The sequence below is a fragment of the Euzebya pacifica genome (genome assembly GCF_003344865.1).
GTDB classification, from domain to species: Bacteria; Actinomycetota; Nitriliruptoria; order Euzebyales; family Euzebyaceae; genus Euzebya; species Euzebya pacifica.
This window is the reverse complement of sequence record NZ_CP031165.1, coordinates 1,170,176-1,184,813: the sequence shown is the minus strand read 5'-3', so window position 1 is coordinate 1,184,813 and position 14,638 is coordinate 1,170,176. Positions and strand designations below refer to the sequence as shown.

The 14,638-nt window shown below is 72.0% G+C and carries 7 protein-coding genes; all 7 read right to left on the bottom strand.

Going from position 1 to position 14,638, the window contains the following annotated elements:
• Positions 1–20: 20 nt before the first annotated feature.
• Entirely contained in the window at positions 21–254 is a 234-nt protein-coding gene (locus DVS28_RS04810) for a WhiB family transcriptional regulator (protein ID WP_108664075.1), read from the bottom strand.
• A 210-nt stretch (positions 255–464) separates the two neighbouring features.
• Positions 465–6,257: an apolipoprotein A-IV repeat region-like domain-containing protein gene (locus DVS28_RS04805; RefSeq protein WP_114590450.1), complete on the bottom strand. Its 5,793-nt coding sequence runs from the start codon at positions 6,255–6,257 to the stop codon at positions 465–467.
• A 124-nt stretch (positions 6,258–6,381) separates the two neighbouring features.
• Positions 6,382–7,431 carry a glycosyltransferase family 2 protein gene (locus DVS28_RS04800; protein WP_164709933.1) on the bottom strand — a complete coding sequence of 350 codons (1,050 nt, stop codon included), beginning with the start codon at positions 7,429–7,431 and terminating at the stop codon, positions 6,382–6,384.
• Entirely contained in the window at positions 7,428–8,879 is a 1,452-nt protein-coding gene (locus tag DVS28_RS04795; protein ID WP_114590448.1) for an ABC transporter ATP-binding protein, read from the bottom strand. Before DVS28_RS04795 ends, DVS28_RS04800 begins: the two co-directional genes overlap by 4 nt.
• 3 nt (positions 8,880–8,882) lie before the next feature.
• Positions 8,883–9,743 carry an ABC transporter permease gene (locus DVS28_RS04790; protein WP_114590447.1) on the bottom strand — a complete coding sequence of 287 codons (861 nt, stop codon included), beginning with the start codon at positions 9,741–9,743 and terminating at the stop codon, positions 8,883–8,885.
• Between the two features lie 155 nt (positions 9,744–9,898).
• Positions 9,899–12,742, bottom strand: a complete 2,844-nt coding sequence (locus DVS28_RS04785; protein ID WP_114590446.1) for a cell wall-binding repeat-containing protein — start codon at positions 12,740–12,742, stop codon at positions 9,899–9,901.
• 405 nt (positions 12,743–13,147) lie between these two features.
• Positions 13,148–14,608, bottom strand: coding sequence for a cell wall-binding repeat-containing protein (locus DVS28_RS04780; protein ID WP_164709932.1), 1,461 nt, complete (start codon positions 14,606–14,608; stop codon positions 13,148–13,150).
• Positions 14,609–14,638 lie beyond the last annotated feature (30 nt).

The window sequence follows — 14,638 nt, the reverse complement described above, 5'->3', positions numbered from 1 at the left end:
CAGCGGTAGCCCTGACGTGGTCAGGAGGCCAGTCGCTTGAGCTTGCGACGTTCCCGTTCACTCATTCCGCCCCAGATGCCGAAGCGTTCCTCGTTGGCCAGCGCGTACTCGAGGCACTCGGGCTTCACGGTGCACATCTGGCAGATCCGCTTGGCCTCTCGCGTCGACCCACCCTTCTCGGGGAAGAAGGTGTCGGGTTCGGCCTGAAGGCACTTGGCGTCGTCCGCCCATGGCAGCTGTTCGATGCCGATCATGTCTGCCTCTTTCGTCCTTCGCCGGTCGGGGGATCACGCCCACGACCCACCAGTTGTTCAGCAGAGCCACGGACGTGTAACTACACGTGTGCAATTCTGTCCGGTACGGCGCGGAACGTCAACCCCGACGGCGCAGTCGTGTGGTAAACGCCGCCTGCGCCCGACGACGAGACGTCGTGGGCGCGAGTGCGGCCGGGGGTGGCGGGAGGGTCAGTCCCCGGCGGTGCAGGTGCGGCGATGGGCAGCGAGCCCGGGGGGTGTGCGTGCGACGAAGCCACAGTCGGGGCACACCGTGTTCGTGCCCGTGCCTGCGGCCGGTGGCGCCATCGGGGCCGTGTTCGGTGCCGCAGGTCGATTCGCGACCCGGTCGACACGTTCCATCAGCTCCGTCATGCGGTCCGACAGGGCGGCCAGCGCGGTCTCTCGCTCCCGTCGGGTGCCCGACATGGACTCGGCCTGCTCCAGCACGCTGGCCTGCAGCGCGTCGATTCGGCCGCGGAGCTGGTGCATCGCATCGGTGACCGCGCGCGCCAGCTCCGGGTCCGCCTCGGCGGCGGCGGTGGGCACGACGGTGTCCGCAGCAGCCCGTCGCGCATCCTCGAGGGCACGACGGACCGTCTCACCGACGCGTTGGTCGACCTGCTCGACCCGGCCGAGGGCCTCGCCCACGTCGGCGACGGCGGTCACGACGCGGTCCACGACCTCGTCGAGCCGGCCGTTGGTCTGCCGTTCCAGGCGTGGGCCGAGGGCGATGAGGCGCGACGTGGCCTCGTCCAGCCGGCCCAGGCCATCGAGCTGGACGTGCTGGAACGCGTCGGTCAGGGATGCCCGCAGGGCCGACTCGGCCTCGTCGAGCCTGCCGAGTACACCCTCCGCCCGTGACGCCACACCGTCGAGGACCTGCTCGGCACGGGCGGACACGGTCTCCAGCACCGTGCCGGTGTCGGCGGCGACGGCCTGTCGCAGCTCCTCCACCACGCTCGGGTCCAGCCCCCCGCTGCCGGCGGCGACCTCGACCTGGTCGAGCTTGGCCACGACACCGTTCAGCCGACGCAGGACCGCGTCCACCCTGGCCTCCGCGGCGGTGGCCACGCGGGTGATGGCTTCCTCCACCGACGTGTCCGACACGTCCCGGGCCCCCGGGAGGGATGCGGTTTCGCGCATCGCCTCGAGGAGCCGCTTCTCCATGCCAGCGATCAGTGCCGCGATCGGCGACTGCTCGCTGTCGAACACCGCTGGAGGTGTGGCACCACCGGTCCTGGACGACTCAGCGATCTCTGCGCGGATGACCTCGAGGGCGGCGGTGACCTCGGCGAACCCGCCGCCCGTCAGGCGCCGCTGCTCGTCCAGGCGGTCACGGACGAACGTGTCGATCTCGCGCACGGAACGGGCGACGTCGGCAGGCACCGCACGCACCGACCCCTCGATCTGTTCGGTCAGCTCGGCCAGGCGCGCGTCCTCGCGCTGCACACGATCCGACGCCATCGCCGCCTGCTCGGCGACGCTGGACTCGAGCGCCTCCATGTGCGTGGTCAGGCGTCCACCGAGCGCCTCGAGCCGCTCCTCGAGCGCACGGTCCCCGGCGGAGCGCGAGCTGATCTGCTCGCGGACGTGGTCGGTGAGCTGCATCACCTGCTCCCCCACCTCGCCCATGAGCCGCTCGAGCTGGGCCTCGACGGCCGCAGCGGTCGTCGTCGTGCGTTCGGTCTCCAGGGCGGCCGTCTCACGGATGGCATCCCGGGCTGCACCGAACTCCTCGGTCAGCCGGCCGGTGACGTCCTGCACGAGGACATCGACCCGATCGACGGTCTCCTGATCGCGGGCGGCGAGGTGCTCGACACGCGTCTCCAGCGTCTTGCCCTGTCCGGCCAGCGTCTGGGTGACCCGGCCGAGCGACTCCTCCACCGCGGCGGGGACCCGGCTCAGCAGGTCCTGCAGCTGCGCGAGCTGCTCCCTGACCGTCACCTCGCTGCTGGACAGCTGCGCGACGACGGCCTCGGCGGCCCCGGTGCTGCGTGTCGCCGTCGTCTCGGCGGCCTCTCCGAGCAGCTGGACCTGCGTGCGCACCTCACCCGTCAGGCCGTCCACGAGCGCCTGGAGCCCCTCGACCGCCGTTCCGAAGCTCTCCCCGGACGCCCCGAGGCGCGCGGTCACGTCCCCGGCGGCGGACTGGACCGCGCTGACGACCTCGGCCCCGATCGCGACGAGGTCCTCGCTGGCCTTGCTGCTGGCCTGGGCCGCACGATCGGCACGGATGCTGGCCTCGTCCACGCGTGCGGTGGCGTCGTCGACCCGGGTGGCGAGCTCCGAGGCGATCCCGGTTCCGCTCCCCTCCAGCCGCTCGACCAACGTTTCGGCCGCGGCGTTGGTCTGCGCCTGGAGCTCGGCCATCCGCTCCTGGGTGCGGTCCAGCGACGTCTGCAGGGCCTCGGCCAGACCGGCCAGCGCCTGGTCGACACCGGTGACCATGCGGTCTGCCGTGTCGCGCAGCGCCTCGGTCTGGGCGGCCGTGTCGGTCCCTGCGGCCGACAGCCGCTCCGACAGCGCCGCGAGGTGTCCCTCCATCTCCGTGGCCAGCGACTCACGGACACCGACGAGTCCTTCGTCGATGGCGGCTCGGGCCCGTTGGGTTGCCTCGCCGAGCTCCGTCGCGGCGCCGGAGGCCGACATGCGGGTCTCGGCCAGCTCCTCCTGGAGCGAGCCGATGGTGCCCGCGATGCTCTCCCGGAGCATGCCGAGGCCGGCGTCGGCGCGAGTGCGCTCGGCAGCGGCCTCGCGCAGGAGGTTGCCACGCAGGTCCTCCACGATCGCGGCCACCTCCGGCTGGAGGCGCTCGGTGACCTCACCGATTGCCGCCGCGGCCGCTCGGAGCTCCTCGGCACCGCGGTCCTGGGCCACGCGGTAGGTCTGGGCGCTCTCGACCACAACCGCCTTGGTGGTCTCGAGCTGGTCGTGGATGTCGGTGCGGACGGACTCGACGGCCCGGTTCAGGGTGCCGGCGGTCTCGACCAGGGTGGTGCTGGCCTGCTCGCCCCGCACGATGTGCTGCTCGGCCTCGGCGGTGAGGGCCTCGCGGAACTCCTCGACCAGCCGCGCCAGCGCGGGCTCCATTGCGTCGGCGACCCGCCCGGCTTCGGCCAGCGGGGCCTGCAGGTCACCGAGGACGGTCGTGGCAACCCCGGCGACCTCGCGCTGCAGGCGTTCCACGAGCGCCTCGACACCCGGGACGACGCCCGCCGTGGCGTCCACGACCTCGGCCGCCCGCGCGGACAGGGCGCGTTCGTGGGCCTCCAGCTGCTCGGCCATGGCGTCGGATGCTTGGCTGAACAACGCGGCCACGCGACGTTCGGCGGCCTCGTCGGCTCGGGTGAGCAGCGCGTCGATCTCGGCGCGGGCCTCCGACAGTGCGTCCAGCAGGCCCGTTCGGGTCTCCCCCATCACGCCGGGGATCTGGCTGCTGACGCCGCTCAGCTCCTGGACCGCAGCCTGGAGGGCGTCCAAGCCCTCGGTCTGGGCGCCCAGCAGCCTGGTCGCGGCGTCGTCCGCCGCATCGCGGAGGGACCCGGCAACACCGTCGACGGCCTGGTGGACGCGGCCCGCCGCATGCTCCGACGCCTCGGTCAGCATTCCCAGGGCCCGGTCGGTCCGGTCTCGGTCGGACGCGGACGTGGCCAGCAGGGTGGTCTTGACATCGTCGAGGGCAGCACGGACCCCGGGCTCGAGCTGGTCGGCGACCTGCTGCAGGCTGGACGCGGCACCCTCGAGGTGACTGGCGCTGTCGGCCTGGGCCGAGACGAGCCGGCTCCACGAGCTCGCCACCTCACCGCCTGCCTCCGTGATGCGTTGCTCGAGGGTGCTGTGCAACGAGGCCACGCCCCCCTCGAGGTCGGCCCGGGCCAGGCGGGTGGCCTCGGCCGACGCCTCGGTCAGCTCCTGGATGGCGGCACGGACCCCGGCCTGCATCTGCTCGACGGCCTCGAGCACCGGTGGGGTGATCGCCTCGGGAAGCCGGCCCAGGTCGTCGGTGACGGCGGACAGCTGCCCGATTCCTTCGGCCTGCGCTTCGGCCAGCCGGGCGGTGGCCCGGCCGACGGCGCTCAGCACCCCGTCGCGGGCGGCGGCGGAGGCCTCGGCCAGGGCGGCCATGGCCTCCTCGACCTGGTCGCGGTCACCGTCGGTGCGGGCAAGCAGCGCGGTCCGCAGGTCCTCCAGCGCCGCGCCGACCGTCGGCTCGAGAGTCCGGGCGGACGCGGTCAGGGCCTCGGCTGCGGTCCGCATCTCGCGAGAACCGGTGGTCTGGGCCTCCAGCAGCGACGACACCGCCTGCTCGACCGCGGCCTCGGTGCGCAGGGCGTTGGCCTCGGTGGCCTCGCGGACAAGGTCCACGCTGCGGGACGTCGTGGCCTCGGTGCGTTCGGCGACGGCATCGACGAGCTCGTGCAACCGCTCGGCGCTGGTGGCGCTGACGTCCTCCAGCCGGGCCGCGCTGGACCCGGCGATGTCCTCCAGCCGCGAGGCGGCGCGACGCATGGTCTCGGTCGCGTCGGCGTTGGCGTCGACGAGGTCGGCGAACCGAACGCTGACCGCGCGGTCCATGCTGGCCGTCAGGTCCTCGACGAGGGCACGGACCTCTTCGGGAGTGGCCCCTCGGCCCGAGGCGATGCGCTCCATCGCCTCCGCGGCGTCCCCGCGCTGCTGCTCGACGAGGGCGGTCAGCCGACCGGCGATGTCGTCGAGGGTGCCGCGCAGCTCCGGCGGCAACGCGCTGGCCACCTGCGCCACCTCGGCCAGCCGGTCGGCGACGTCGGCGTGCCGTTCGGCGATGTCCTTGGCGGTGAGGTCGATCACCCGGTGGATCTCGCGGACCTCCTCCACCGTTTCGCCGCTGCGGTCGGTCAGGTCCCGGGCGAGGACGGCCATGCCGTCGGCGGCGGTGCTGACGGCCTGCTCGGCGGATGCCGACGCCGTCTCGCTGGCCTCGACGGCCGCGCGTGCGGCGGCCTGCACGGCCTCCGTGGCCGCTGCCGACGCACGGTCGGCGGCGGTCGCTGCAGCAGCCGCCGATTCCTCAGCCGCCCGTTCGGCGGCGCTGCTGGCGGCCGCAGCGGCCTGCTCGACAGCGGTCCTGGCCTCGGTCGAGGACCGCTCGGCGGCGCTCGCGGCTGCCGCGGCGGCCTGCTCGATGGTGCTGCTGGCCTCTGCAGCGGCGGATCGGGCGGCGTCAGCGGCCGCCTCGCCGGCCCGCTCGGCGGCCTCCGAGGCCGCAGCAGCAGCACGTTCGGCCGCGATGGACGCTTGCTGGACCGCCGTGGCGCTGCGGTCACCGGACTCCTCGGCCACCTCGACCAGGCGGGCGGCGGCGCGTTCGGCGGCATCGGCCAGCCGACCCTCCGCTGCGGACTCCATCGACGCCAGCGCGTCCTCGGCGCGGGCTCGCAGCTCGTCCACCGACCGCTCGGTGGCCGCCCGATCGTCCGCCGTCTGGGTTCGCAGCGCACCGATGACCTCGTCGAGCCGGCCGACCGCCTCGACCCAGGCCTCGTCGCGGTTGGCGTCCACCACATCGGAGATCCGACGCAACGCCGCGACGACCTCGCGGCGGCTCTCGTCGACGGCCTCGGCGACGGGGGCGGACTGCCGTTCGAGCCGTGCCATGGCCTCCAGCAGGTCCGCGCGGGTGGCCGAGAGGGTCGAGGCCAGCTCGCCGTCGTCCCGTCGTTCCGACAGCTGGCGGCTGACGTCACCGATGCGGTCCGACACCCGGGTGATGTGGTCGGCCAGCTCCTGCCGGGCCTGCTCGAGGTCCTCGGGCGTCACGGCGGCCCGGTCGGGCCGGTCGGTGGCCGCGGACAGCTGTCCCGACAGGTCGACCATGCCGTCGGACAGCGCGATCAGGCTCTCGTCGACCCGGGAGACCAGCCGACGGATCTCTCGCTGTTCGTCCAGCTGCTGCTCCACAGCGCTGGAGAAGGCCTTGTCGACCCGGAACTCGATATCGCTCATGACGAGGCTCCCTGGAGGGTTGGAGTTCTGGCGATAGTAGGCGGGCCGGCACGCCGATCGGTGCAGGCCCAGCCCGTCTGGTCAGCCCGTCCCGACGGCCCGGGGCGGGGACCCGCCGACGACGTCAGCGGGTGGTGTGCAGCTTGCGACCGAGCGTGGACCTGCCGAAACGTTCGGCGAACCATGCGCGGTAGTCGAAGTCGCCGAACCACTCGTCCACGATGTCGGCGTTGTCGACGGTGCGACGGGCATCGATGGCGGCACGCTTGCGCAGGAACGCAGGTGCCATGCGGACGTCATCGGCGACGGCGAGGGCGAACGCCGACGGCACGGTGACGGCGATGTCCACCGTTCGCAGCCACGTGGTGGCGGCGAAGAGGTGGCCCTGGCGCAGCAGGGACACGGGGTCGTCGTTCTTGAGCACGACGAGGAACCAGTTGCGGTAGCTGAGCCGTTCGACGAACCGCGAGCGACGGGCGAACTGGCCACCGCGTTCGTGCAGGCCGGTGGCGTCGGGGGTGTAGCGCGTGCGCCACCCACGGGCCTTCAGCCGCCAGTCCAGGTCGACGTCCTCGAAGAAGGCGAAGAGGTCCTCGTCGTAGACCTCACCGTCGACGGCCACGTCGTGGAGGGCATCGAGGCGGTACAGGCCGGCGCAGCCGGAGATGCCGAAGATGTCGGCGGGGTCGTCGTAGCGACCGTCGTCGGGTTCGCCACCACCACGGTTGCGGAACACCCGGTTGGTGTGGGCGGTGTGGCCGGTCGTGTCGATCATCCGGTGGCCGTCGATCATCGCCGGCTGTGCGTGGTCGGCCTCGCTCATGCGCCACAGGCGTCCCTGGACCGCCGCGATGCGGTCGTTGTCCTGCATGGCGGCCACGGCGTTGGCGATGTGGTCGGGGGCCAGTCGGACGTCGGGGTTGAGGACGAAGAACGCGCCGTCGGTGGCCCTCGCGATCCCCTGGTTGGCCCCGCCGGCGAACCCGTTGTTGGTGCGGTTGGCGATGACCTCGACGTCGCCGTAGCGGCGGGCGACGTCGGCCGAGCCGTCGTGGGAGTCGTTGTCGACCACGACGATGTGCAGGTCCGGATGGGTCTGGGCCAGCAGGCTCTCGAGCGCACCCGGCAGGTGCTCGGCGGTGTTGTAGGACACCACGCAGGCGGTCACCTTCACCGAGCGGCCTCGTCTGCCGGGTGCGACGTGCGGGCGTCGACCCGGGCCGTGGGGGCGTCCTGGCCGGGCCGCCACAGCGGGTTCGGATGCTCGCGTGGTCCCCCCTCGGCGATCGCCGGTGGTTCGCTGTCCGGTGGCCAGACACCCTCGGGGTTGTCGAGGTCGAAGCGCATGTCGAGCGGCGCGATCCCGACGTCCCACGGGTCGCCGTGCACGACGACCCGCGCGGCGCTGTCGGCCACGGCGTGCACCGCTTCGGTCTCGGCGTTGCCGATCTCGACGTCGAACAGGTAGGTCCCCGACAGCACGTTGAGCGACAGCTGGACGGTGGCGGTGAAGGATGCCCCCGGAGGGGGCGGGGCGACGTACTGCACGCGGTAGGACGTCCGGGACTCGTACAGCGTGGTGTTCAGGTCGGGACGGCGGACCGCCACGCGGACGTACAGGCCCCCGTCGCCGACGAGCTGCTCGGTCGGCGTGGCCGTGACCACGAGACGGGCACGGCTGCCGGGCCGGGCGACCGGGGCGGTGGTGTCGATGCCCTCACCGACGATGGAGTCCGCGGCGTCGTCGAGGACCTCCAGCGACACGTCGTCGATCGTCACCGCGTGGGTCAGCGGGTCGACGACGTCCTCGTCGTCTTCCTCCTCCCCCTCCTTGGCGTGGGGGGACAGCTCGGGGAGGTCGGGCACCTCCAGGGTGGCGCCGTGGCCGGCGGCCAACCGGCGCTGGTACTCCGCCAAGGCCTGCGCCGACGGGCCGTCGAAGACGACCTTCCCGGCTTCCAGCAGGATGACGCGGTCGCACAGCGACTCGATGGACCCGAGGTCGTGGCTGACCAGCACCACGGTCTTGCCGGCGTCGGCGAAGGCCTGCATGCGCGACAGCGACCGTTCCTGGAAGGTCTGGTCACCGACGGCGAGCACCTCGTCGACCAGCAGGATGTCGGGGTCGACGTGCACGGCGATCGCGAAGCCGAGGCGGACGTACATGCCCGACGAGTAGTTCTTGACCGGCGTGTCGATGAAGTCGCGGACCCCCGCGAAGTCGACGATGCGGTCGAAGCTCTCGTTCACCTGTGCCCGGGACAGTCCGAGGATCGAGCCGTTGAGGTACATGTTCTCGCGGCCGGTCAGCTCGGGGCTGAACCCGGCACCGAGCTCCAGGAGGGTGGCGATGCGGCCGTTGACCTCCACGGTCCCGCGATCGGCGGGCAGGATCCGTGCCATGCACTTGAGGAGGGTGGACTTGCCCGAGCCGTTGTGGCCGATCAGGCCGACCCGCTCGCCCGGCATGATGTCCAGGGTGACGCCGTCGAGGGCGTGGAACTCCTTGTAGTGGGCGCGGCGGAAGCTGGTCAGCCGCTCCTTGATACCCGGGGGCGCCTCGTCGTAGATCTTGAAGATCTCGTGGAGGCCGTCCACCCGGATGGCGGGGGTGCGTGCCATCGGTCAGATCTCCTTCACGAAGCTCGAGGCGGAGCGGCGGAACACCACGTAGCCGACGGTGAACGCGAACACGGCCCAGCCGAGGCACCACAGCCAGGTCGCGAGGTCGGGGATCGTCGGCGGCGGGTGTGGGACCCCTCCGGTGGGGTCACCCGGATCGATGGGCAGCGCGATGCCGTACAGCAGGGTGTGGAACAGCTCGGCGAACCACGTCATCGGGTTCAACCGGAGCACGTCGACCCACCGCTCGCCGTTCTCGAGACCCCGGATCGTCTCGATGGAGTAGATGACGGGGGTCAGGTAGAACCACGTCATCATCATGACCTGCAGCAGCTCCAGCAGGTCGCGGAACTTCACCGTCAGGGCGCCGAACAGCATCGACACGCCGGCGGTGAACACGCTGATCAGCAGCAGCGCCGCCACGATGGCGGGCAGCAGCTGCGGGTGGAAGCCGCGGTAGTACAGGATCAGCGGGGTGACGGCCAGCAGCGCCAGCAGCAGGTGCACCCCCTGGGAGATGACCAACGAGAACGGGATCAGCTCGCGCGGGAAGTAGACCTTCGAGATCAGCGGGCCGTTGCCGATGATCGAGCCGGCCGACGCGGTGACGGAGTTCTGGAAGAACTGCCACACCAGGTAGCCGGCGAGGAAGAACACCGTGAAGTTGCCGTTGCCGAACGGGACACGCAGGAACGTGGCGAAGACCACCGTGAAGACGGCGGCCATGAGGAGCGGGGTGACCAGGGACCAGGCGAATCCCAGGACCGACCCCTTGTAACGAACCTTGAGCTCCTTGGAGATCAGGTTCCGCAGCAGGTCACGGGATTGCCACACCTCGCTGGCCACAGCGGTGGGAGTGCTCATGTGTGGTCACCCAGTGTGCCAGCGGTGGCGCCCCGAGCGGCTGACCCGACGGACGGTGGCACGAACGGGCGCTCCCACGACGAACGCCCGCCGGTCGGACCGGCGGGCGTTGTGGCGTCAGGACGTGGTGTCAGGACAGGGCCTGTGCAGCGAGGTCAGACGAACAGGATCCCGATGACCCGTCCGTTGCCGCCGCTGGTGCGCACCTCGATGGCGCCTTCCTCGGTGTCGCCCTGGTTGATGCTGGCTGGCACGTCCCACTGGACGCTGTTGGTGCCGTCGGCCGTCGAGGGGGTCCCGACCAGGCCGTTGGCGGCCGTGATCTGGGTGAACCCGCCCGAGTCCTGACAGGCCGGGTCGGCCAGCGGGTTGGCGCGGCCGTAGTCGACGCAGTAGTACAGCGAGACGCTGCTGACCGTCTGCCCGTCGGGGATGTCCAGCTTGTAGCTGATGGTCTCGCGGGTGCCGGTGTCGAGGCTGCCGTTGTTGGCCGGATCGGTGATGGTGACGCCCACTCCGGCGGTCTCCAGCGGGTTGCCCGCACCCAGGCGGCTGGGGCTCTCCAGCGTCGGGGTCGCCCGCACCGTGTACACGCGGTAGCAGTACACGAAGTCCGACAGCCCGTCTTCCTCGTCGACCGTCGGGTCGGTGAACGTCACCGTGGCACCGCTCGCGGGCTGCGGGACCGGGCTGCCCTGCACGTCGTCGTACTGCACCGCCAGGTCGCAGACCTCCACGCCCGCGTCCTCGTCATCGGACTGGACACGGACCTCGGCCCGCTCGATGCGGTAGCCGGACACGAGGGTCGAGGGTACGGGGACGCGTTCCCACTCCAGGTTGACCTGGCCGGCGGCGTCGGTCACGGCAAGCCCCTCGACGGGCGGGGGGTTGCGCACGAGGTCGAGGTCGGGCGTGAAGGCCCGCTCCGTGGTCGTGCCGTCCGTCACGTTGACTCGAAGGCGGAGGTTGCTGTCCACGGCGTCGCGGATGCAGTTGGTGGAGGTGCTGTCGTTGACCGGGCACATGCGGGCCACGAACGTGGCCTTGCCGTCGTCGTCGGCCTCCACGAAGTCCACGGCGACGTTGGTGCCGTTGACCATGTCGACGTAGGGACCGGCGCCGCCGTCGTAGGACACCTGCCAGGTGGCCTTGAGGTCCTCCGGATCGGTGTCGGTGTCGGTGACGGTGTACTCCACGACGAGATCCGGCCCGTAGTACACGGTGTCGTCGCTGGAGGGGTACTGGATGGAGACCTGTGGGGTGCCCACGTTGGGGGTGACCGGACCGGCGTTGGCGGGGTCGCTCTCCTGGTCGGCCTCGTCCACCACGACCAGCTGGTAGCAGTAGGTCATGGCGTTGGTGACGTCACCGTCGACGTAGGTGGTTCGACGCTCGTCGGTGATGGTTTCCACCTCGGCGTACGTGCCGCCGGGGCAGGTCGCGTTGGTGCTGCGTGACAGCACGTACTCGGCGGTGTCGGCCGGCCCGCGCTCCCACGAGAGGGTGACCTCGCCGTTTCCGGCGTTGGCGTCGAAGGCACCCAGGGCAGCGGGGACCTCGTCGGTCGGGGTGACCGTGGCGCCGGCGGACGGATCGGACTCGCGCTCGGCGGCGTCGAGGGTGGTCACGGTGACGGTGACCTCCTCCTCGGCGGTGAGGTCGGACAGCATGTAGGTCTCGATGTCGCCGGCGACGGTCGGGGTGGACGTCCCCTGCTTCTCGCCGTCGACGTAGACGTTGTAGCCGAGGAGGATGTCGTTGGGGTCGGCGACCTCGTCCCACGTCACGGTCGCGCGGGTGCCGTCGTCGTCGATGTCGTCGACCGCGTCGACGTCGTCGGGGGCGGGGAGGGCGGGGAACTGGCTGGGATCGTCGGTCTCCTCGCCACCGGCGGCCTCGCCCACGGCGTTGGAGACGGTGTCGCGGATGACGGTCTCGTCACCCATGACCAGCAGGTTCGCCGGGGTGGTGCTGGTGCCGGTGCCGAGGTAGCACAGGGTCTCGCGGGACGGCTGGGTGGCGTCGTTGCAGTCCGTCGGCTCGGAGGTGCCGACCATCAGGATCGGGTCACCGAGGGGAGCGGCGGCCAGCCCGTAGCCGAAGTTCTCGCCGTAGCCGTTGATGACGGTGAACTCGTGGCCGCCGGCGCTGGTGAAGCCGAACAGCTGCTGCGCGGCGTCGATGGCGGTCTCCACGCGGGTGGGGCCCTCCACGCGGTCGACCTGGAGGCCGAGCGCGCGCAGCGCGTCCGACACGGTGGTGTTCACGGCGGCCGTGCCACCGCAGATGATCACGTCGGTGGCGCTGGAGGCCTCGATCGCCGCGGCGGTTGCGTCGCTCAGCCGGTCGGTCTCGGTCAGGTAGATCGGGATCTCGTTGGCGGCGGCGTAGGCCCCGCAGCTGATCGCGTCGACCCAGCCGGTGGTGCGGTCCGACGTGGTGCCGGCACCGTCGGGGCCGAAGGCGCGGGCCAGCAGGACGGTGCCGTCGCTGGGGACGCCGACCAGGTCGGCCGCGGCGATGGCGGTCTCCAGGCGGGTCGGACCCTCCACCCGCTGGACGGTGTAGTCCGACAGCTCGTCGGTGACCGCGTTGCTGATCGCGGAGGGGCCGCCCATGACGTAGACGGTGTCGCCGGCGTCGAGCAGCCGGTCGATCTCCGCGGCGGTGGCGTCGGGCAGCGAGTCGGTCTCGACGAACAGCACCGGCCCGTCGACGTCGCCCGCGACTGCGGAGGCGGTCAGCCCGTCGGGGAAGTTGGCCGCGGTGGCAAGGACGACCGTGTCGGTGCCCAACGGGGTGCGGGCCGCGGCGACCTCCACGGCGGCGTCCACGAAGTTGTCGACGAGGACCTGGGTGACGTTGTCGTAGCTCGACGCGGCCTCTGCAGGTGTCGGCGCGGCGACCAACGCGGCTGCGGTGAGCGCGGCGACGACAAGGGCGACGAGCGCCCTCACCCGGGGGTGGCCAGCGACTTGCGACCATGACGATGTGTTCACGACTGCTCCTTGCGGGAATCGGTGTTCGACCTGCGGCGGGATCCCGCCCGTCCATCGAGGTGTTCTACGCGTCTCGTGCCCGTGAGGTTACGCAGCACCCGTCCGTGCTGGGACGCCCCGTCGGACCGGAGCGATGCGCGCGAATAGTGACACGATCGTGCCCGTCGTCGCGCAACGACGACGCAGCCCCCGATCGTGCCGGTACCCACGCCTGGGTGGGTTGGGCCCCGATCGCGCCGTTGGCCGCCCGAGCGGTCGGCCCCGATCGTGCCGGTACCCACGCCCGGGTGGGTTGGGCCCCGATCGCGCCGGTTCCCGCCCATGGACGACGCAGCCCCCGATCGCGCCGGCCGGTGGCGGGTCGGGTGGGGTGGGTCAGGTGGGGCCGGGTCAGGTGGTGGCGGGTCAGGTGGTGGCGGCGACGAACTCGTCGCGGGCGGCCTGGGGGACGTTGCGGACGAACCGCAGGGCGGCCGGGGCGCCGGGGCCGAAGCCGGCCTGGCGCACCGCGTCGGCCACCGGACCGGGCATGCCGGAGCCGGCGAACAGCAGCGGGGCGGAGTGCCGGGCCGAGAACGTCGTGGTCGCAAGGCCCGTGGCCCAGCCGTCCGCGGTCCAGCCGGGGCTGACGACCAGCGCGGAACCGGGCTCGGCACGGGTCGACCAGGCGTCCAGCATGACCCGACCACCGGTGTCCGCGCGGTCGGTACCGGTCAGGCGCCATGCGCCGGCGGCCCGCGCCACGGACTTCTCGATCATCAGCTCGCCGCCGACGACCACCCGGTCGGCCTCGGGCCAGCGGTCCAGCACGCTTCGCGCCGCACCGTGCAGCGACCCCCGGGGGGTCAGCACGACAGGGGTCCCGAACCGGGCAGCGAACGCGCCGGCCGCCACGGCATCGGCCCAGCCGTCGCCGTTGGCGAGGAAGACACGCCAGGGCGTGCCCCGCAGCGAGCCGACCTCGTGGGCAACCATCGCGGCGGTCTCGTAGCGCGAGCTGCCGCGCAGCCGCACGGGGTCGGCGCCGATGCTGCGGATCTGTCCGTCGATGTCGCCGTGCAGCGCCCCACCGACGAGGTGGACCGTGCCGCTGCCGCCGAGGACCCGCCGCAGCTCGTCGAGGAGCCAGGCGGGCAGGGGCTGGTCGGGGCGGGTCATCAGCAGCGGGGTGTTGCCGTCGATCAACCCGGACGCAGCCAGCGCGTCGGCGGCGAGGTCACCACGGACCACCACCGCGCGGCCGGCGCTGCCGTCGCCGATCAGCTCGCGGGACTGCGTGAGCGCCTCCTGACCGGCCGAGGGAAGCGGTGTGCGGACGAAGTTGCCGGTGGCGTACAGGCGGCCGCTTGACGTGACCGCCCAGCCCAGCCCCATGTCGGTCCAGTCGCCGAGCATGATCGCCCGGTGACCGGAGGAGCCGATCCAGCCGTCGACGCACCGGTTGGCCAGCTGGGCCGCGTCCTCGCCGGTGGCCGAGGCGGTGGCGACGATCTCGCCGTCGGACTCCACGGCCCAGCCGTACTGGGCCATGCGGTTGCCGTTGTGGGCCATCGAGCTGCGGTTGCGCTGGTGTTCGCTCCACGACTGGGCGACCGCGGACAGCTGGTGGTCCAGCGGCAGCGGAGGGCGCCCGTTGGACACCCGGTAGTCGTTGATCCGCTGGACCATGACCGCCATCGGATCGGTGCCGGCGCGGACGGCCGTCGCGGCGCGTGCGGCGCTGGCGGGCAGCGCCAACGTGGCGACGCCGCCGAGGAGTCCGCCCAGGAACAGGCGTCGGTCGATGCCGGCCGGTCGGGTGGGACCGGGCGGGCTGGTGTGGCCGGCAGGCGGTGACAGCGCCGGCCGAGCGGAATGGGTGTGCATGACGTTGTGTTCCCCGTCGTCGATTGCTGC